We start from the raw sequence: 18,560 nt of genomic DNA on the forward strand, positions 1-18,560 counted from the left end.
CAATCTCGCCAAGGCTCCCTGTTATGATTGCCGCAATGCAAATGGCAATGTTATTGACGGAGCAGGCGCAAATCTTACGCGCTGAACAAGTTGGATCGCGTGTATGTTGATCAGCCAAGGCTCCGCCCGCAACGAGCGGATAAACCTAAACCTCGCCTGCTCACTGGCCTTGATTGCAGGGGCTTTGAACGCTGCGGCTTTTTATGCAGTCGGTTTCTTCTCGGCCAACATGACCGGTAATGTTTCGGCTCTCTCTGATCATCTTGCAACGGCGCGATGGAATCAGGCGCTATTTTTCCTTGCCGTGGTCATCATTTTCGTCCTCGGCGCAGCGATCTCATCCCTCCTTATCAATTCGGGTCGACGCCGCGGTATCGCTGCCATTTACGCCTATAGTATTCTCGTAGAAGCCATCCTGCTTGCTTTGCTCGGGATCGCGGACATCTGGTTACTCGCGGCGTGGCGCCCTCCCCTACTCACTCTTGGCTTGGCATTCTTGATGGGCTTGCAGAATGCGACCGTCACCCGGATCTCTGACGCTCGCGTGCGGACGACACATATCTCCGGCATGGCAACCGATATCGGCATTGAGCTCGGTATCGCGATGGACATTTTGCGGGGACGAGAACCGGACGCCCACGCGGCCGAGAACCGAACAAGGCTCACGCTACACATTTGGACGATCGGAGCTTTCCTCACCGGAGGTGTATTGGGCGTGTTCGCCTATCAGCATGTGGGCGGATACCTGTTACTGATCTGTGCAGCGCTGCTGTTTGTGATTTCGTTTAAAGGTATCCGGCGAAGGCGCGGCACATACACAACCACTGCCACAAGACGACTTCGTTGGCCGCCACGAAGCGAGCGATGAAAAGAACGAGGGACACCATGGTTGTTTCGGCGATCTCGACGAGGCCTAGTCAATTATCCTGCATTTGAGGAATGTTGTTTTTCTTACAACTGCGGGGCAGCGCAAGAACTCCTGTGCATCTATTCCAAACGTAGTGGCGGCATGCACTGGACGATGAGGCCACTTAATTTTGCGGGTTGGTCAAGGTTTCCCGGGAAGGCACTCGAGCCGACCGATCAATCTCGAATTTCTTGCGTTTGAACAACCGCCGTTGGCCCCTGTCTGCGTCACAGCTTGTGCCGACTCACGTCAGCTGGATGGGGAGGGATTCTTCAATAGGTGCACCCATTCGGAGGGTAAAGATAATCGAACGCGGTTTATCGACTCTTTTTTTGACAACCCGTGTTAGTGACTGAAAAGTTTAAACAACCGCCTGTTTCTAGCGGTTTAAGGCGAAATTCAGGCTCCATACGCGATGCGCAAGGTCCCGCGTTAATATTTCATTAACTATAAAGCGCTTGCGGAAATCGGAAAATCGCGTCTTATCTGTTTGCGGAGTTTAGCCGTGCGTTGGCAAAACTCCGTATCTTGGGGAAGAAAGTGCGGCAATGGTGAATTTGGATTTGGCACCCATCGAGGAGTTTTCGGGTTTTCGGGATCTTGTCCGAAACCATTCGGCTGCGCTCTCGGCCCAACTTCAAGCCTACCAAACGAAGGTGTTCCCGCCTCACGCACGCAAGACGATCAGAAACTTCTCGCCAGCAGAGGCTGAGAAGCTCTTCGATTGTGCAGAAGGATATCTGCGGACCATCGTTAGCGAAATGGAGAAGGATGAAAGCCTGAACTTCAAAGTGGCTTCTGGTCCGGGCAACCGTCGCGTATATTCTGTCGAAGACATCGCCAAGATACGCCAATATATGGACGCAGGCAGCCGGCCCGCTGGGCGATACCTACCGCATCGCCGCGATGGTGAAGAAGTGCAGGTCCTTGCGGTCATGAATTTCAAAGGCGGTTCCGGTAAAACAACAACTTCGGCACATCTTGCCCAGTACCTCGCACTTCGTGGGTACCGCGTCCTTGCCGTCGATCTTGATCCCCAGGCGAGTTTGTCAGCACTGTTTGGCAGCCAACCGGAGACGGATGTCGGCGAAAACGACACGATTTACGGCGCTATCCGGTATGATGAGGAGAGACGGCCAATTCAGGATATCGTCCGAGCGACGTATATCCCTGACCTTCACTTGATCCCCGGCAATCTTGAACTCATGGAGTTCGAGCACGCGACTCCCATGGCTCTCGCAAAACGAGATCCCAGCGATAGGCTATTCTTCGCTCGCGTGTCAGATGCACTCGACCAAATTGCCGATGCATATGATGTCGTCGTTATCGACTGCCCTCCCCAACTTGGTTATCTCACGCTTTCAGCCCTGACCGCGGCCACGTCCGTCCTCATCACAGTCCATCCTCAGATGCTCGATGTTCTGTCCATGAATCAGTTTTTGGCAATGACCAGTGACCTCTTAGACACCATTGGGGAAGCGGGAGCTGAAGATAAGCAGAACTGGATGCGCTATCTCGTCACCCGTTTTGAACCCACCGACGGGCCTCAGCACCAGATGGTCGCGTTTTTGCGGTCTTTGTTCGGTGCAAATGTAATGGTCAACTCAATGGTGAAGAGTACCGCGATTTCAGACGCTGGCCTGACCAACCAGACCCTCTTTGAGGTCGACAGAAGTCAGTTCAACCGCGCCACCTATGATCGGGCACTCGAATCGATGAACAGTGTCAATCACGAGATTGAGAGCCTCATCAAAAAGACATGGGGTAGAACATGAGCCGTAAAAATCTCTTCGCCGACCTCCCCACACCAGGGGGAACCGCGCCACCGCTCGCCAGGCCTCTCCAAGGGACCGCGAAACCGATGTCAGCTATCAAGCGGTCTGTTGGAGACCTGAACGACCGCAGCCGGCGCGCTGAGGAGATCGAAAAGAGTTTGATGGAAGGCCAGGCGGTGATCGAGATCGACACCGCCATTATCGAACCTTCTTTTGTTCAAGACCGTATGGACGGTGATGTCGAAGGTTTGAAGTCTTCGATTGCTGAACAAGGGCAGCAGGTACCTATTCTCGTTCGTCTTCATCCCGAGTTTCCCGATAGATATCAGGTTGCGTTCGGCCATCGTCGCCTGCGGGCTCTCAAAGAACTCGGAATCAAGGCGAAGGCCATTGTCCGTGAGCTCACCGATGAGCAGTTGGTGATCGCACAGGGACAAGAAAACAATGAACGCGCAGACCTGACCTATATCGAGAAAGCGCGGTTCGCCGCCAATCTCAAGGATCGGTTCACACGCGAGATTATCGTCGCGGCGATGTCGATCGACAGAGCAGATGTCTCGCGCATGATGGCGCTTGTGGATGCCCTCCCAGCCGATCTAGTCGATGCTATCGGACCGGCGCCGGGTGTAGGACGCGGTAACTGGCAGCAATTGGCGGAGCTTGTCGAAAAGTTTCCAGAACTTCCAAAGGTTCTCGATCTGGCTCGCTCACTGAGCGCCCTTCCATCAGAGGACCGGTTCAAAAAGGTTATCTCTTATCTGAAACCCGCTCGTCTTGGACGCGGTGCTCCTGACGTCCTGTCGACATCCACAGGTAGCCGCTTGGCCCAAGTTAAGAACAGCCGGGCAAAACTCGAAATAACAATCGACAAGAAGGCGACGCCAGACTTCGCGACCTTCGTGCTCGAACGATTGGCCTCACTCTACGAGGAGTATCAGGCCAGCAATGAAAAAGAGAAGGAAGCTTAACCCGCAAAAGAAAAGAGCCCCCAAAACGTCGCCGTCTCGGAAGCCCTATTCTGTTCGTTAGCAAGCTCAGAATCGCATTTTCGAGAATCATCGTCAAGAGTCTTCGGCGCCAATTTGGCGAACAAATTTCTTTTGCCTGCTGACAGGTAAAGAACGATGCAAAGCGGAAATGTTACAACGCCGTTCGGACGGCGGCCGATATCTCTTGCCCTCGTACGGCGGCAACAAGCTGTCGGGGAAATCAGAGCAGGCAAAAGCGTAGACAAGTGGAAAGTCTTCCGGGACATCTCCGTGGCTATTGAGCTGTTGGCAATACAGTCCAACAGCCTTGCGGTCCTGGACGCGCTCCTAAGCTTCTATCCCGAAAATGAGCTGCGTCAGGATGCGCAACTCATCGTTTTCCCGTCAAACATTCAGCTGTCCCTGCGAGCTCACAGTATGCCTGGTTCGACACTTCGGCGGCATATCGCTGTTCTGGTCGAAGCCGGGCTGATTGTCCGAAAGGACAGCGCAAATGGAAAGCGTTACGCGCGGAAGGATAACTCTGGCATTGTCAACCATGCCTTCGGCTTCGATTTGTCTCCCCTGCTCGCACGCGCTGACGAGTTCGCCATTATGGCACAGCAGACTTTGGCCGACCGCGTTGCCCTCAAGAACGCCAGGGAAGCACTGACCGTTTGCCGGCGAGACGTCAGGAAGCTTGTTTCTGCGGCAATCGAAGAGGCTGCTGATGGAGACTGGGACGCCATTGAGGACATGTATGTGCGGCTCGTATCCCGCATTCCACGCAAAGCAGACATCGAGGTGGTGACAAGTCTGCTCGATGAGATGAAAATGCTGAAGGAAGAAGTGCTCAACCGACTGGAAACGTATGATAAAGAGAAGAATTCTAGCAGCAATGCTGCCCGTATTGAGCAGCACATACAGAATTCAAAAACCGAATCCTTATATGAACTTGAACCAAGCTCCGAAAAAGGGCTGGGGGCGAAGTCGAGTGCTGGTAACAGGCAACGGAGCGAGCCGCCGAAGGTATTTCCGCTAGGGTTGGTGATGAGAGCATGCCCGCAGATTGCCGATTACGGCAAGAATGGTGAAATCGCGAATTGGCGAGAGTTCATGTCCGCCGGAGTCGTCGTTCGATCAATGCTCGGCATCAGCGCTTCCGCCTACCAAGAAGCCTGCGAGGTTATGGGGCCTGAGAATGCTGCGGTAGCGGTTGCCTGCATTCTCGAGAAAGCGAATATGATCAATTCTCCGGGGGGCTATCTCAGAGATCTGACGAGAAGGGCTGAGCGTGGCGAATTTTCAATCGGGCCCATGGTCATGGCGCTCCTAAACGTTAGCCCGCGGGAAGGGCGAAATGCGGGATAAGCACGGTGAGAGGGCCCCTCCTCGGTTGTCGTAATATTTTGGAGATGCGTTGCCAAGAGAACGTGGTGCGAACGACGGTAGCCGACCCGTGGCTCTACGGGTCTACGTGCTGATATGAATAATGGCGCCAGCAATCTCGCCGTTGACGCAGGAATTGAAACCCTCAGCCACGACCGTTGGATACAGCACTTTGTGCAGGGTGTGCCCGAGTGCCGCAGATGAGGCTATTGCCCTTCCATTTGCGAGACCTCAATGTCCATCGGAAGCAAGATCGGCAAATGTTACAGCCATCGGCCATCCGCTCAGCAGTCTCGATCGATAGGCAGTTGCTTGCTGCGTTCTCGCGCCTCCTCGGTGAGTTCTTGACGCCGCGGCCGATAATCGCTGCGAGCGATTGGCTCATCTTGCCCTGCAGCAGCCAGATCTTCCGGCTGAACGAGCTACGAAGGCGGCGATCGTTCAGCATTAAATGGATCGGTCTTGTCCCGCTACCCAAAGCATTGGATCAGCGAACACCTGCCCCGGTTGTCATTCGCAACAGAGAGGCGCGCTCTTGACGACGGCACATCGAACCGGCCTTTCAGAACATAGATCCACCCACATCATCCACCTGATCCCATCTTGTTTAAGCGAGCTTGGTCTTTGTGGGGAGACCCAGTGGCTGTTCGGCTTTAATCGAACGAAGCCGCTGCCATGGTTCGATCGGTACCATCCGCTATGAGGGGATATAAAGCGATATCCTGATTGTGCGTAGAGCGATGATTTATAAGCGCAGTACTAAAGAGTCTGAATGTATAAGCGTGGGGGTACCTGATATCACCTCATTTCCTGGAGCTAGGGAACACAGATGAAAAAGACGTCTAGAACATACGGCTCGGGACGGTGGCACGGGTCAGATAGACGAAATTCGAACTTGAATTCGACGTGGATGCCGACAACACGAAGGCTCATGCGGTGATGACCGTTCGGTTCCACAGTCGCGGGATTTCAAAGCAGAAATGGAGGTGTCAGCATGACATGCGGGCAGGGACCACGCCCACTTCCCATCAGGCTGGCTAGCCGCGGCGCCGCGCCAGGCAACGGTGCAGCAGTTAACTGAGGAGCAACCGGTGCCTTCCGTGATATGGAGAACGGGCAGGCGGCGCCAATATAAAGGCGCATCACGTGCGCGTCATAAACCGCGTTCGTGAGGACGCCCACCACTGGAAACGATTTTCCCCGCAATGGCTCGGAAGCGCGCGAGAGTGGCGACCAAGGGTTATTGGGAAAAGGGCCTAAAATCGTCGACTCTGCAACGCTACGCTCGTGAAGAAGCGTGGCATGGAAAGACCGCTGAACAACCACCTCCGGTCCGGGTAACTGGAAGAGAACTTGTCCCTACTCTTCGCGAAGGCAGTCGGCCCTCCGATTAGGCAACGCTTGTATAATGCCTTCACCAAAGCTCTATTCGATCTGGTCTCGTCCAGCGATGCACCATTCAATCACAGGGGCCCAGAGCTGCTCACTTCCGCCTCCCTCGGCGAGGGCAACATCGTACTCATCATCGTCACAACCCTCTTGCGCAAGACCGTGAAGGCTTGCTGCAGTACGTGCCGCAGATGAGAGCGACAGCCGTTTCGTTACCATCCTTCGGTTTCGGGCCCGAGACAGGCGCAAACAGACCGCTGGATTTCTGTGGGAGCTCCCACAGCGACTAATATGCGGAAAACAAACAGTTTTCCATATTGTATCTTTTTGGGTGTCTTGTGCATGACCATTTCACATCGCGCAGGCGTCTTCTGTTACATTACACTGAGATTTTCCTTGACCGTAAAGCATCACCCTAACCGGGACATGCAGCGCATATAAGGGCTGAAACAATGTTGTAACTGATTCAGTTAGCGCCTCGCCGTGAAGATGGACGCGCTGTTTACTGTCATTGAACCATCGGTCTGTTAGGCCCCGGTATCCTTCTACCCCTCGGTCGAAACCGCAGCGGTGTTCAATTCGAAACCCGTCGAATGCTCCGGGGTGGATAAATGTAGCTCCCAAATAAGAGAACATTCGTCCGATGTGAGCTGTCATATTCTGCCATAAATCGCTCGTTTATCGCAGAGTCTTCACCGATGAGTTGACAGGCGCTTAGAGCTGACGGAGAAGATCATGCAACAAAAGAGGATGACCAATGGCCGACGAAGATAACCATGTTCCTGCCGACGGTGCGTCACCGACTGAGGTCGAACAGCGCGCTGCGAAGTTACCTGCGAGGGCACGTAGTGCTGCGTCCGGCAAGGCTCGCGGGGATGTGAAGAAGTCCGTGAAACCCAAGAGCCGAGGTCTCAGTGAGCAGGAGAAGATCGAGCGTGTTCGTCACATCGACGAGCAGGTTGCGGCTGGAGATACCCTCAAAGCAGCAGTAGAGAAGGCCGGCATCTCCGACCAGGCCTACTATCAGTGGAAAAAGGCGTTTGGGTCCACTTCGCAATCCGCTATTGCAGAAGATGACGAGTTTGCGGAGTTCATCCAGCTCGATGAAGAAAACCGCCGGCTACGCAAACTTCTGGCGGAAAAACTTCGAACAGAAAACGCTGATTTGCGCCGCAGATTGGGCTTGAAGTAGCATGTTGTAATGCGGCGTCCGTGCCATAGGAGCGCACGTACCTCTGGGGCAAGCGCGTTTTCATCGGTCCAAATCGATTGGTCTTTTCACTCCATCCAATTCTGAATATCCGGAACATGAGAACACCACGATCTAATTTTGTCGTCGAATACAAGACGAGCAGGCGCGTGGCAAAGCCACGATCGGCTTCCATTTGGGGCAATCTCGATCTGCAGGCCGTCGCGCGGCAGATTGAGACCGACGAGGCGGTGCCACAGGGTATCTCAGAACCGTATGCCTCAACGTCGATGGTGACAGTTGATAGAGCCTTTCCAACATTGATTTCGGAAGCGCACTCAGAAGACGAAAAATCAACTATCCTTGCAGGTCGCGAAAATATTCCGCGCGAGAGGTTGGATATTGGGGAACTCGATGACCAGTCGAGTGAAATTCTATCTGCGGACCAGGCGAAGGCCGACGATCTTGTAGGGCCGGCGAATGGGCTGGCAGAGAAGCAAAAGGGAAGGGGGAGCCAGGAAAGGCGTTTGCAACAGCTCAAATCCCCTAACGCTCACAGTCGGCATGCCGCACCAGAGTCGCTCGCGCTGCTTGAGGCTGACAATCGCTACCTCAAACGCCTCATGCTCGTAAAACTTCGGGAGGAAAACGAGTGGATGCAGTCTGTGCTCAATCGGCTCGAAAGCGTGTGACGCTGTTGCTTGTCATTGTAGCCCGTGATGAGTTGTAAGCCGTTTCGGAAACTCGAAAGGCAATCTTTTCCGCGGCGATCGGACTCTTTGGCTCAACCAACCAGTGAAACCGCGGCGCTTGGCTAGGATTTGTGTGCGGCCGAAGTCAGGGGTGTCCTGCTGCAGGCACTGCAATTGCCAACTACTCCTCGCTGAGGCCCGAGCGGTATAATCGCCGCGAACCTTTTCTGATCACATCAATCGCTGCACCTATGGCCTTTTTCCGCTCCGCTGCACTTAATGGGTCTGATTGAAACGTCCGTCCCCTACGAGAGTGCGCCCGTTTCTGCCGATATCAGTACCCAATTTAAGGTTTTGCGGTGCGGTTTCAGCACTTAACACCGCCATCCTGAAAATAACCACTATCGTATTGGGGCTTTTGATTAAGTTGATCGAGGGCAACTATGGTCTCTCGGGTGGATAATTCTGGATCACGCTCCAATATTGCGGTGAGGATCTCAGATTGAATACCTTATTATCTTGTTCGGATGGTTGTACGCGGCGCCTTGCAATCGAGTGCCAAGAGACACCAGTAAACTGAGAGGGCGGTTCGCGATAGCTCCCTCAGTCGACGAGCGACGAGCCATGTAACAGGCCATCGCGGCGTTTGGTGGCAGTGGGTTCAACGCGGACATTGCCGAGTTAAGATGTAACATTGCAAGAAAGGAGAAGGTTATTGGATCGCAGACATAAAATCACAGTCACCAAGGGGGGCAAAACCGATCGTCACGCCGTGATCGGCTTTGATCCGCCGTTGCGTACCTTTTTCCTGCAAGCGTTCATGGGTAAGTCCAGGGAGATCTGGCTTGGCACCGTTCTGGAAGAGTTCCTTAGTTTGGAAGCCCTCACCGAGGGGGCCCGGAGCCAAGGGTATGAGATCGAGGATATATCTCGGGAAACGATCATCGAAATGACCAAGCTGGCCGCGCAGCCGCACGCGCCGAGAATTGGTGAACGCCTTGGAATTGTTCGATAAAATGCAGATACTCATGGTATGTTCTGCATGAGGCGCGTGATATTACTGATCAATATAGACACATAGACTGGCCCATACGCACGCTAGATTACCGTTAGCCGCCGCGCACATTCCTTGCGATTGAGCGATAGACAGTCTTCGCTCGCAAATCAAATGAGTGGCAGCCGATGAAGAATGAACAACGACGAAACATTGCTGAAAGGGTTTTCGAGCGAATTCGGAGCGCAGGCTTTCCAATGGAGACCGATCCCCCCTTTCTGGCTTGGATCGAGCAATGGATTGCCGGCGAAATCGAAATGCCTCAATTTCGGCAGAACTACCTTCAACTCTTGGTGGAACGGGTATCGCAGCAAAAACTAAGCCTGCGGCGAATGGGCTCGGATCACCGGAGAATGGGGGTGAGCGACCATTGTTACCGCAAGGTGAGCAGCCGATCGATCCTTTTGAAGAACCTGACGGTTCACGCGAATGATATATAGATGTCCGGCGACAACCACGCGGTAGAAGCAATGATCTGTTGCTCCTTGCTGGTGGTCGGATAGGGGCCTCGTCACTTAGCCCCGTATCCAAGGCATACCGTGGCCTTTAGCCGCGGCAGCAAGGCGGTTTCCGGCGAGACGTTACTGCAAACCATCGCCCAAGCCAGCGTCTGAAAGAGCAGGACATCTGCTTTGAGTGCCTACTCAGATGCCTGGCTGAGAGCCCGGCATTTGAGGAAACCATCGGTGATCACATCCTTCGGCAGGTCGCGACCGATGAATACGAGCCGAGTGACGCGCTCTTCTGCATCTTTCCACCGGCGCTGATGGTCTCCCTCCAGCAGCATATGGACGCCCTGAACGACGAAACGGTCGTCATCACCGGAGAAGGAAATGATTCCTTTCAGACGGAGGATATCCAGGCCAAAGGCATGGATGATCATCTGCAGCCAGGGGAAGAATTTCTCCGGATCAAGGGGATCGCGCTCGACAAGCGAGAAGCTGGTCAAATGGTCGTCGTGCTCGTGATCGTGCGCCTCTTCAAGAAAGTGCGGATCGACCTCAAGGATGCGGTCGAGTTCGAAGGCCCTCCTATCAAGAAGGCTTGAAATATTGAGGGCGCAGCGTTGGGTGTGGAGGATGCTGGCGGTCGGGTTGATCCGGCGGATGCGGTCCTCTACCGCCTTCAGTTCTTCCGGAGAAGCTAGATCCGTCTTGTTGACGATGATCGTGTCGGCAAAAGCAAGCTGCTCCTGTGCTTCATGGGCCCGGCCAATCTCGCCGATGAGATGCTTGGCATCGACCACGGTGATGATGGAATCGAGTCGGGCCTTGGCGCGTACGTCCTCATCGACGAAAAATGTCTGAGCGACAGGGGCGGGATCAGCGAGGCCGGTGGTTTCAATCAGAATTCCGTCGAAGCGGTCGCGTCGTCGCATCAGGCTTTCAATGATGCGGATCAGATCGCCGCGAACCGTGCAGCAGATTCAGCCGTTGTTCATCTCGAATACGTCTTCCTCGGCATCGACAATGAGATCGTTGTCGATGCCGACTTCGCCAAACTCGTTGACGATCACTGCATACTTCCGGCCATGCGGCTCGGAGAGAATGCGGTTGAGGAGGGTCGTTTTCCCGGCACCGAGGTATCCGGTCAGCACCATGACGGGAGTCGGGGCGGTCTGCTGGGTCATGATCTTGTCCTCGCGATTGACCGGTTGATAGCGAATTACGGACGCAGGCATCGAACCGGGCTTGCACTCTGTTGCGGAAACGTTATTACATAACATAGGATAGGAACATGTAATAACATTACCTTGTTGGATAGTGTCAACCTCCGGAGCGGCCATGACCGGCATTTGCCTGCATTTCGAAGACTTGACTCTCGGTTATGACAGTCACCCCGCCGTACACCATCTTACTGGCAATATGGAATATGGATCGATGACGGCAGTCGTCGGAGCCAACGGGTCGGGCAAGTCGACTCTGATTAAAGAGATTGCAGGCGTTATCAAGCCGATCAGTGGACGCTGCGAGAGCCGGTGCCAGCGGCTTGCCTATCTTCCGCAGCAGTCGGAGATCGACCGAAGCTTTCCCGCCCATGTGATCGACCTCATATCGCTCGGCTTCTGGCAGAGGAGGGGTTTACTCGGGAGAATTACCGCCGAAGACAAAGCCGATCTGGAAAGATGTCTTGATGCCGTGGGTCACCGCCTCCACACCTGGCCCGACGACGACAGGAGTACCCGCGTCGTCCTGATCGGACAGGACATGCCGCAAAAACCGATCCGCGACCTATTCGATGTGCTTGCGCCACGTGCTTCCCGCAGGCGGAGTGCTCCAGCATGAGCCGTACCTTCGCCAATCCGCTGTCACGAAACGATCCTGGCGTCGTCGCAAGTGCCCGAGCCATAAAGCAATGGGCGCGCGATGCACTCACGCTTGGTGAAGACGCACTCGTCTCCGTCAATGAGTCACCTGCCATCTGCCCGGATACCCGCCCAGGGAAACCGTCGTGCTGGTCATGCGTCCAGGAGTACCTGTGCTTCAGGTGTCGATCCACAAAGCGGTCCGCGATGTGACACGCGACGATATCGAAGTCGCCCTTGCCGGATCAAGTCCGAATGACATCGACACAATTCCAATCGCCGATATTGGAGGTTTGATATGTGCGTCGCTCGCAATCCTGCAATTGGTTTCGCAGTCGCCGCAACCGCTCATTCAGCACCCGCAAAATCGTAGAGTCTCAACGATGCCGTCCCTGGGAAGATCTCAAGCGGCAAGCCAGGTTGGCCCTCTTTGTGCCAGTTTTGCCGGGAACGATGCGTTTGTTCTTCCTGGGCGTTCGATATGTGAACGCCTCCTGTTATGAAAACCGATAGTCATTGAGCGTCTCTTCATGACGCCGCGGAAATCTCATGAGAATCCCGGTCGAAACGTTTAAGCTTCGGGTTCATTTGGACTCAATGGTCTCAACGATTTCATATCGATCGACAAAAGATCCCAGACCTTCGTTCAATAACGCGAGAATGCTTGCCGGGCTGATCGGAACGGTTACCACCTTTTCGATGTTCATAACCGGGCACACCATCTCGGGATCGTCAATCAGATCGTCGCGCATCTCTTGCAACGCGCGTTGCGCCTTTCGGTGACTGTCGAAGAAAATGTCCGGAATACCGGTTGGCTTCCAACGCTCTTCGGCGCGAACACCGGCATTCGAGTATGTGTAGAAAGTGAACACAATATCCTGTGCCAACGGTTTCTCCCAAAGCAACTGCGGCGGTGCGCCCCCGCCGTCCACTGCTCATTGACCCCTGGTGATCGGGGGATTCGAAACCGCATACCACGGCCCCATGGCCTTTAGTCCCGGAGAACCTATTGCATACGCCACAGGTCCCCCGACCGCAAAGGTCAAGGAGTCTGATGCCTTACGGGTGGCACCAACCGGGTATGAGGGGTTTCGACGCCCCAAAGCGGCGCGTACCGCTTCGCTGCGGAAGATATGTGATCCTGTTGAATTTGTCCTGAAATTTCTTCGCTTATCTTCGATCACGGCGCCCCCTCGACATTCCGGATATGGGCATGTTCCCACGAAAGCGTGGGAGGGGTCTGAGGCAGTCAAAACTGCCGCCAGGTGAAAGGCTAGCGAGTTTCGTATTCCAATCTTCCAACGGTCCGGATAGAGGCTCCCGCTCTTCAGTGACATTGCCGCTTTCAGTGGTTTGATCGAGCCTGCCTTGATGAGCCCGGTTCAAGAAACCGGCCTGCCCCTTCGGGTGCCGCTTGCGAGCCGGCGGCGGCAAGGGAAGCTTCGCCGCAGCGGGCAGGTGGCGCTTGTGGCTCCCGATTTCCGAGCAACTCCCGCCGCGCCCTTGCCTCCGCATGCTCTTCGCGGCTGACAGATGGGGTCTCGCGAAATCTGCGGGAAGGCAACCCAAAAAGAGGGCGGCAAAAAAGGCCGAGAAGAGAATGGAAAAGAAGGAAATCGAGGAACTTCGCAACCGTGTGCCATGCTCTGCGGTGCTGGAAAAGGCGGGGTTCCTCATTGATCTGAAAGAGAGCACACGGCGGGCGGTAAAGTATCGCCGTGAAAACGAAATCATCATCACGATCCATGACGGTCACGGCTGGTTCGACCCGCTTTCCGAAGCCAAGGGTGATGTATTTTCGCTCGTCGCCCATCTTGATGGCGGAGGGTTCAAGGCAGCGCGCGAGCGCGTTGCCGAGCTTATCGGCTATGTCCCGCAAGACACCGCCAGACGGATGGTTGGTCGTGTCCCAGGGCCAAACCTTGCAATTGTCGACCGATGGAACCGCCAACGTCGTCCATGGCTTGGTTCGCAAACCTGGCACTATCTCTCGGCAGTAAGGTTGCTGCCACCCCATACACTTCATGCTGCCATTTCCCAGAACCATCTTCGCGAAGGACCTTACGGCAGCATGTGGGCCGCCCACACGAACGATCTTGGCACAATCACGGGCTGGGAGGAGCGCGGCCCGGAATGGAGGGGCTTTTCGACGGGGGGAACAAAGGTCCTGTTTCGTCTCGGCCGGTCTGCGGCTTACCGACTCTGCGTCACCGAAGCGGCGATCGATGCCATGAGCCTTGCTGCCTTCGAGGGTCTGCGTGATGGTACCCTCTATCTCAGTACCGGCGGGGGGTGGTCTCCGGCAACAGATGCGGCGCTGCGCGTACTTACCGGTTCTTCCGGCGTCCAGTTGGTCGCGGCAACTGACAATAACACGCAGGGCGACACGTTCGCCGATCGGCTTCGAACCCTTGCCGAAGAAGCGGGCTGCGGCTGGCAGCGATTGCGGCCTCCTGCAGACGACTGGAACGAGGCTCTGCAGGAGAGGGAGGCGGAACGAAGAAAAAGAAGGGGGGAAAGGGAAGGCGTGCCGCATACGCGCCGGCCGCATCAAGGGAAGCTTCGCCCGGCCTGAAGCCGGCCCTTGACCCGGCCGGACGCGATGCCGGCGGCTCGGGAGGGGTGATGAAGGACTGAAGAGGATGGTGAGGTCGAGAGGACAGCGCCGCGCATCGGTCCGGAGCAACTCCGAAGGAGCCGAAAATGAATACCTCACCCGCAATCCGCAAGGTCTATCAGGGGGTCGCCGACCGCCACCAGATGTTCCGCATGTTCGACCGCCACGCCCAGCGACCTGATCGTTGGAACGTCGATGCAACTGGGCTCTACAGCGGAGAATGGTTCGAGATCCGCGAGAGCGAACACGATTACATGTTCGAGATCCTGCCACCGCTGTGGATCCGCGGGTCGATGTTCGCCATGCGCGAGTTTCTGACCGGATCGATCACCAGTGTCTTCTTCGCGCTGCGCATCGATGGATCGATCCGCCACTTCCACGGCTATTGCGATCTCTCTGATACCTCTTCAGTCGAGAACATGCGGCTTGCCATCACCGAGCGCGAAACCCGACCGGTGCGCGCCATGACCCGGGATGAGCGGCTGGACCATATCTGGAGCAGCACGGCCGACGACTATCGCGGCTATGCCGGCGATCGTTGGCCGTACGCCTCACGCGGCAAGCGCACAGTGATGCTTTATGGCGGTGCCACCGGCAGCATACTCAAGCTCCTTGAAGACCTGACCGACGACGAGATCGCCGCCAAACTGCCGGTGCATCTGCGCCACCTTCCCGTCTTCATCGCAGCGTAAGGGGGCGTGACATGGCAGACTACCGCACCGAGACTGTCGTGACGCCGGACATCCCGGCAAGCGACATGACACCGCTCGAGCGTCTGATGCTCTCTCTTGTTTTCGATGAAGAGGCGTGGAGCGACGGGACCTTCTTCAGCACCTGGAACAGTCCTAACGAATGGATCTCACCACGCGAAGACGAACTGCGCGTGGCGCTTGAAGGCTCTCCTGGATCGGAAAGCCGGTTCAACGAGTATATCGCCAACCTGCTTGCGGCATTCGATGCCAAAGACGAGGCCGAGCGTGGCTTCTATATCGAGATCGACCTGACCACCAGCCAGGGTGGTTGGCCCGAGATCCTGCAGGATATTGTGCGGCGCTCCAATACTATCGAGGAAATCGTGGTCTGGGCGGCGTTTACCTGCTCGAAGATGTGCGCAGACGGCTTTGGCGGCAGTGTCATGCGCATTACCGGCACGGCAATTCAGTATTCCTCGACGACCGACATGCTCGAGCAAATGTCGAACGAGCAGCCAACTCAACCGGTGCCAGAAAGTCCTGGTATCGACACCGGCGGGCATGAAACCCGCAGCCGTCTGGAGGGCATCGCCGCCACCGCCGGATGGGACAGTTTCACGTTGTTGCTGCAAATCTCCCGCTGGCTTGATCGGGACCGGCATACCGAAGCGCTGGCCGCATATCTCGACAGCCTCGCCTGCGACGAGACGGATTGACGTCAGTCCTGTCCCAGCCCCATCCTCGAAGGAGCGATCCGGATGCCTACCACCTCTCTCTTTTCACCGTTTCGTCGGATCCACACGGGGACGGCGCCTGCAGCTGAAGTTCGAGCGCTGCTGTCGAGGCACGATACAGCACCCATGTCCCTGCGACGATTCACCGGTATCCTGCACGCCGGTGAGTGGTTCGAGCTGCAGGAGCCCGCGGCGCGCGCGATGGCCGGTTTGTTCCTCGCCAGTCTACGGCCCGGAGGTCTGACTGTTCTCCCCGGACGCCGTCCCGAACAGATCCGGTCCGTCCTCTTCAGCCTCGTGACCAGTGATGGCGAACGCTGGTTCCACGGTTTCGTCAGCGTCACCGATCCCGCCGTGACGCCCGAGACCATGCGGGCGGCGATTGTTGCACGCGAATCCGGCAAACCTGTCCCCGACATCCGCCAGGAAAAGCTCGAACGCATCTGGAACGCTGCGGGCGCAGACCGCGGCTATGCCGACGAGGTCTGGCCGCCCGGCAATGAAGGCTTCAGGACCATCGTTATTCGCAGGCCCGGCTTCCGGCCTGTTCTCAAATTGCTCGCGCATCTTTGTGCCGAGGAGGTACAGCAGCTGTTGCCCGAGGACTGACTGACACCAGCAACGCGGCGGTCAACAAACTTCATTTCGATCAGCTGGCCCGGAGCATCGCTTCGGGCCTCTCCGTTTCCAAAAAGGAGAGTTCCATGGACGACCTCGAAACCACCATTGTCATCAACCCGGCGATCCCACTTACCGATATCACCGAACTTGAACGGCTGGTTCTCTCCAGCGTGTTCGATGCTGGTGAGGTCGACAACGCGCTGTTGCTCTATACCGACAGCGGCGCTGCCCTGACGTTCAGCCTGGCCGCAGGCGATCTATCGGTAGCCTATGAAACGTCTCGCCGCTCACCGAAGAGCGAACTGAACCGGATCGTTGCCGAATGCTGGCGCGACCAGATCGATGGTCGGGACCGGATCGAAATCGATCTGCGACCAAGCTCCTGGGAGTTCATTCTGCAGGACATTGTCGCACGCTCCGAAACGCTTTCGGAAGTCCGAGTACTCGAATGGTCCCGGCATCCATCGCAGAGACCCGACAGTTTCGCTGCCTGCGTCATGCTGATCACCGCGACGGAATGCGCAGGCCGATCCAGCGGTGATCTCTTCGAGGAACTGCGCGCAGCAAACGAGGTACAAAGGCCGGCCGAGGGCCTGAGATACCTTCCCGGCGCGCCTGATCTCTCAAAAGCTGATCCCGTTCTTGAGCGAATGCGCGGTGCGATCGACCGCCAGATGACAGGGCGATTGCCGCACGACCAGTTCCTGCTCGATGCTGGCGGTCGCAACTCGCTGACCACGATCCGCCGGTTCATCGAGTCCTTCGCCACGCCTGCGCCGGCCATCGCCGACATCGATAGCCGACAACTGGACGCGGCCCTGTGCTGCTGGGAGGCCATGCAGGACTACCGGATCCTGTTCGAACACGACAAGCCGCTGGTGCGGAACATTCACGCTCTGATGTTGCTCTGGACCCAGCTCGGTTCGATCGAACTGCGGCGCTGGGCGCGCCCGGCTGCCATCTGCGCGCTCCAGATCCATGACCATCTTGGACGGGAGCTGATCGATCGCCATGCACCGTTCGACTATGGATTTATCCCGGCGGTTCTCGAAGTGCTTGAATGGACAGAGAATGGTCCTGACTTCGCAACACCGCTCGAGGATGCCGCCGCCCGCGTGCTGAAGAAGCTGGAAATGCATGAAGGAGGACGTCGATGAGCGAGAAAGCACCATCTTCCATCCCGCCGGCAACTGCAAAGGTTTCTGCCGATCCCGCGTGCAGCAAGCATTTCGTGCATGTCTACGCCGTGGTCCGGGTCAAGGTTGAAGTCGATGCCACAAACCACCGGGCCGCTATGACCGCGGCCGACGAACGTCTGTTTGGTAACGGATTTGCCGTCAGCCTCAATCCCCGCGGTATCGGCGTGATCGAGGCCGGCTATGCCGAGGAAGTGGTCGGCTATCTCGTCGATGAAGCGGACGACCCGGACTATGAGAAAACCCGGAGCTACAGTCCAGACCACGAGCCGCAAATATTGGATGACGGACATCGGCGTCCGCCCTTCGTCTCGCTGGAAGACCGGCGCGTGACACTGACATTCGTGCCCCAGATCTGGCGCCATGATCAGGCGATCGAGGTTGATGTCTCTGAACCAAAAGACTGGACCGTGGCGCTGTCACTGCTCCTCGAACGATTTCCGACAGAGGCAGAGTGGGATGCCAATGCGCAGATCAGGGATGATCTGCGTCACGAAGGTGATGCTCCACAATGGATCCGGGACTGGCCCGGCCCCTTTGAAGTTCGACTGGACGACGACGTTGCGGACGTCTGGAGTGGCTCCGATGAACTATGAGCGTCTTCTGTGGCGCCTCAGGGCCAACCCTGATCTGTTTGGCGATGATGACGAACGGTCGCGCCGTGTGACACGCCTTATCATACGCTGCAAGGCGCGGCTGATGCCAGAATGGGAGGCGTGCGCCAAGCGAGTACGGCTGGAGGCCGACCGTCGCTTCTGGTTCCGGACCCTGTGAAGGGGAAAGGAAGGGGAAGAAAAGAAGACCCCTGCCGCATGTGGCTCCAGCCCGTCAAGGGCGGGCTTCGCCGCTAAAGCGGCCTTTGACCGGCCATCGCCAATGCAGCGGTGAAAAGCTGGATTGGAAAGTCTGAAGAGGCGAGGACAGCGCCGAATTTCTCCAGTCCAAATCCCGAAACTGCGAATGCTATGCTCCGACGGATCGAGATCCGGCGGCATGGTCGTTCGTCCCAACCAATGGTGAAAGACATGCCCA

Annotated in this window: 17 protein-coding genes and 1 pseudogene; 16 read left to right on the top strand and 2 right to left on the bottom strand. The window is 56.3% G+C overall.

Annotated features, from left to right (window positions below):
- The first annotated feature begins 103 nt into the window (after nucleotides 1-103).
- The 8 genes from RNA01_RS20850 to RNA01_RS20885 all read left to right on the top strand — a co-directional run bounded on the left by RNA01_RS20850 (nucleotide 104) and on the right by RNA01_RS20885 (nucleotide 9,803).
- Nucleotides 104-868, top strand: a complete 765-nt coding sequence (locus RNA01_RS20850) for a YoaK family protein (RefSeq protein ID WP_055971758.1) — start codon at nucleotides 104-106, stop codon at nucleotides 866-868.
- Nucleotides 869-1,455: 587 nt separating this feature from the next.
- Entirely contained in the window at nucleotides 1,456-2,682 is a 1,227-nt protein-coding gene (repA, locus tag RNA01_RS20855; RefSeq protein ID WP_055971761.1) for a plasmid partitioning protein RepA, read from the top strand.
- Nucleotides 2,679-3,650 carry a plasmid partitioning protein RepB gene (gene repB / locus RNA01_RS20860; protein WP_055971763.1) on the top strand — a complete coding sequence of 324 codons (972 nt, stop codon included), beginning with the start codon at nucleotides 2,679-2,681 and terminating at the stop codon, nucleotides 3,648-3,650. The genes repA and repB overlap by 4 nt, the downstream gene beginning before the upstream one ends.
- 156 nt (nucleotides 3,651-3,806) lie before the next feature.
- Complete coding sequence (gene repC, locus RNA01_RS20865) at nucleotides 3,807-5,021, top strand: plasmid replication protein RepC (protein ID WP_055971766.1); 1,215 nt, start codon at nucleotides 3,807-3,809, stop codon at nucleotides 5,019-5,021.
- Nucleotides 5,022-7,185: 2,164 nt separating this feature from the next.
- On the top strand, nucleotides 7,186-7,620 hold the full coding sequence (locus tag RNA01_RS20870) for a transposase (protein ID WP_055971773.1): 435 nt from the start codon (nucleotides 7,186-7,188) through the stop codon (nucleotides 7,618-7,620).
- Between the two features lie 167 nt (nucleotides 7,621-7,787).
- The gene (locus tag RNA01_RS20875) at nucleotides 7,788-8,309 is read left to right on the top strand and encodes a hypothetical protein (protein ID WP_055971776.1); all 522 of its coding nucleotides are present in this window, start codon (nucleotides 7,788-7,790) and stop codon (nucleotides 8,307-8,309) included.
- Nucleotides 8,310-9,024: 715 nt separating this feature from the next.
- Entirely contained in the window at nucleotides 9,025-9,324 is a 300-nt protein-coding gene (locus RNA01_RS20880) for a hypothetical protein (protein ID WP_055971779.1), read from the top strand.
- 167 nt (nucleotides 9,325-9,491) lie between these two features.
- On the top strand, nucleotides 9,492-9,803 hold the full coding sequence (locus tag RNA01_RS20885; RefSeq protein ID WP_147182083.1) for a hypothetical protein: 312 nt from the start codon (nucleotides 9,492-9,494) through the stop codon (nucleotides 9,801-9,803).
- A gap of 200 nt (nucleotides 9,804-10,003) precedes the next feature.
- Here RNA01_RS20885 and RNA01_RS20890 read toward each other — a convergent pair.
- Nucleotides 10,004-10,993, bottom strand: a pseudogene (locus RNA01_RS20890) (CobW family GTP-binding protein).
- Between the two features lie 154 nt (nucleotides 10,994-11,147).
- Here RNA01_RS20890 and RNA01_RS20895 point away from each other — a divergent pair.
- Nucleotides 11,148-11,648, top strand: a complete 501-nt coding sequence (locus tag RNA01_RS20895) for an ATP-binding cassette domain-containing protein (protein WP_055971790.1) — start codon at nucleotides 11,148-11,150, stop codon at nucleotides 11,646-11,648.
- A 604-nt stretch (nucleotides 11,649-12,252) separates the two neighbouring features.
- Here the strand turns inward: RNA01_RS20895 and RNA01_RS20900 are convergent.
- On the bottom strand, nucleotides 12,253-12,555 hold the full coding sequence (locus RNA01_RS20900; RefSeq protein WP_055971979.1) for a hypothetical protein: 303 nt from the start codon (nucleotides 12,553-12,555) through the stop codon (nucleotides 12,253-12,255).
- Nucleotides 12,556-13,268: 713 nt separating this feature from the next.
- Between RNA01_RS20900 and RNA01_RS20905 the strand changes: the two genes are divergently transcribed.
- The 7 genes from RNA01_RS20905 to RNA01_RS20935 all read left to right on the top strand — a co-directional run bounded on the left by RNA01_RS20905 (nucleotide 13,269) and on the right by RNA01_RS20935 (nucleotide 18,302).
- Entirely contained in the window at nucleotides 13,269-14,243 is a 975-nt protein-coding gene (locus RNA01_RS20905; protein ID WP_055971982.1) for a DUF3991 and toprim domain-containing protein, read from the top strand.
- Between the two features lie 128 nt (nucleotides 14,244-14,371).
- Nucleotides 14,372-14,977, top strand: coding sequence for a DUF1419 domain-containing protein (locus RNA01_RS20910; protein WP_055971793.1), 606 nt, complete (start codon nucleotides 14,372-14,374; stop codon nucleotides 14,975-14,977).
- An 11-nt stretch (nucleotides 14,978-14,988) separates the two neighbouring features.
- Nucleotides 14,989-15,693 carry a hypothetical protein gene (locus RNA01_RS20915; RefSeq protein ID WP_055971794.1) on the top strand — a complete coding sequence of 235 codons (705 nt, stop codon included), beginning with the start codon at nucleotides 14,989-14,991 and terminating at the stop codon, nucleotides 15,691-15,693.
- Between the two features lie 42 nt (nucleotides 15,694-15,735).
- Nucleotides 15,736-16,320: a DUF1419 domain-containing protein gene (locus RNA01_RS20920; protein ID WP_082496416.1), complete on the top strand. Its 585-nt coding sequence runs from the start codon at nucleotides 15,736-15,738 to the stop codon at nucleotides 16,318-16,320.
- Nucleotides 16,321-16,415: 95 nt separating this feature from the next.
- Nucleotides 16,416-17,489 carry a hypothetical protein gene (locus RNA01_RS20925; RefSeq protein ID WP_055971800.1) on the top strand — a complete coding sequence of 358 codons (1,074 nt, stop codon included), beginning with the start codon at nucleotides 16,416-16,418 and terminating at the stop codon, nucleotides 17,487-17,489.
- Nucleotides 17,486-18,124, top strand: coding sequence for a hypothetical protein (locus RNA01_RS20930; RefSeq protein WP_147182084.1), 639 nt, complete (start codon nucleotides 17,486-17,488; stop codon nucleotides 18,122-18,124). Before RNA01_RS20925 ends, RNA01_RS20930 begins: the two co-directional genes overlap by 4 nt.
- Nucleotides 18,114-18,302, top strand: a complete 189-nt coding sequence (locus RNA01_RS20935; RefSeq protein ID WP_147182085.1) for a hypothetical protein — start codon at nucleotides 18,114-18,116, stop codon at nucleotides 18,300-18,302. The genes RNA01_RS20930 and RNA01_RS20935 overlap by 11 nt, the downstream gene beginning before the upstream one ends.
- Nucleotides 18,303-18,560 lie beyond the last annotated feature (258 nt).

The organism is Paenirhizobium naphthalenivorans (assembly GCF_007992095.1).
Lineage (GTDB): Bacteria > Pseudomonadota > Alphaproteobacteria > Rhizobiales > Rhizobiaceae > Allorhizobium > Allorhizobium naphthalenivorans.

Bases quoted from the DNA above. Each gene is read 5' to 3' on its own strand.
- RNA01_RS20850 (WP_055971758.1), top strand. From the start codon at position 104: ATGTTGATCAGCCAAGGCTCCGCCCGCAACGAGCGGATAAACCTAAAC.
- repA (WP_055971761.1), top strand. From the start codon at position 1,456: ATGGTGAATTTGGATTTGGCACCCATCGAGGAGTTTTCGGGTTTTCGG.
- repB (WP_055971763.1), top strand. From the start codon at position 2,679: ATGAGCCGTAAAAATCTCTTCGCCGACCTCCCCACACCAGGGGGAACC.
- repC (WP_055971766.1), top strand. From the start codon at position 3,807: ATGCAAAGCGGAAATGTTACAACGCCGTTCGGACGGCGGCCGATATCT.
- RNA01_RS20870 (WP_055971773.1), top strand. From the start codon at position 7,186: ATGGCCGACGAAGATAACCATGTTCCTGCCGACGGTGCGTCACCGACT.
- RNA01_RS20885 (WP_147182083.1), top strand. From the start codon at position 9,492: ATGAAGAATGAACAACGACGAAACATTGCTGAAAGGGTTTTCGAGCGA.
- RNA01_RS20895 (WP_055971790.1), top strand. From the start codon at position 11,148: ATGACCGGCATTTGCCTGCATTTCGAAGACTTGACTCTCGGTTATGAC.
- RNA01_RS20905 (WP_055971982.1), top strand. From the start codon at position 13,269: ATGGAAAAGAAGGAAATCGAGGAACTTCGCAACCGTGTGCCATGCTCT.
- RNA01_RS20910 (WP_055971793.1), top strand. From the start codon at position 14,372: ATGAATACCTCACCCGCAATCCGCAAGGTCTATCAGGGGGTCGCCGAC.
- RNA01_RS20915 (WP_055971794.1), top strand. From the start codon at position 14,989: ATGGCAGACTACCGCACCGAGACTGTCGTGACGCCGGACATCCCGGCA.
- RNA01_RS20920 (WP_082496416.1), top strand. From the start codon at position 15,736: ATGCCTACCACCTCTCTCTTTTCACCGTTTCGTCGGATCCACACGGGG.
- RNA01_RS20925 (WP_055971800.1), top strand. From the start codon at position 16,416: ATGGACGACCTCGAAACCACCATTGTCATCAACCCGGCGATCCCACTT.
- RNA01_RS20930 (WP_147182084.1), top strand. From the start codon at position 17,486: ATGAGCGAGAAAGCACCATCTTCCATCCCGCCGGCAACTGCAAAGGTT.
- RNA01_RS20935 (WP_147182085.1), top strand. From the start codon at position 18,114: ATGAACTATGAGCGTCTTCTGTGGCGCCTCAGGGCCAACCCTGATCTG.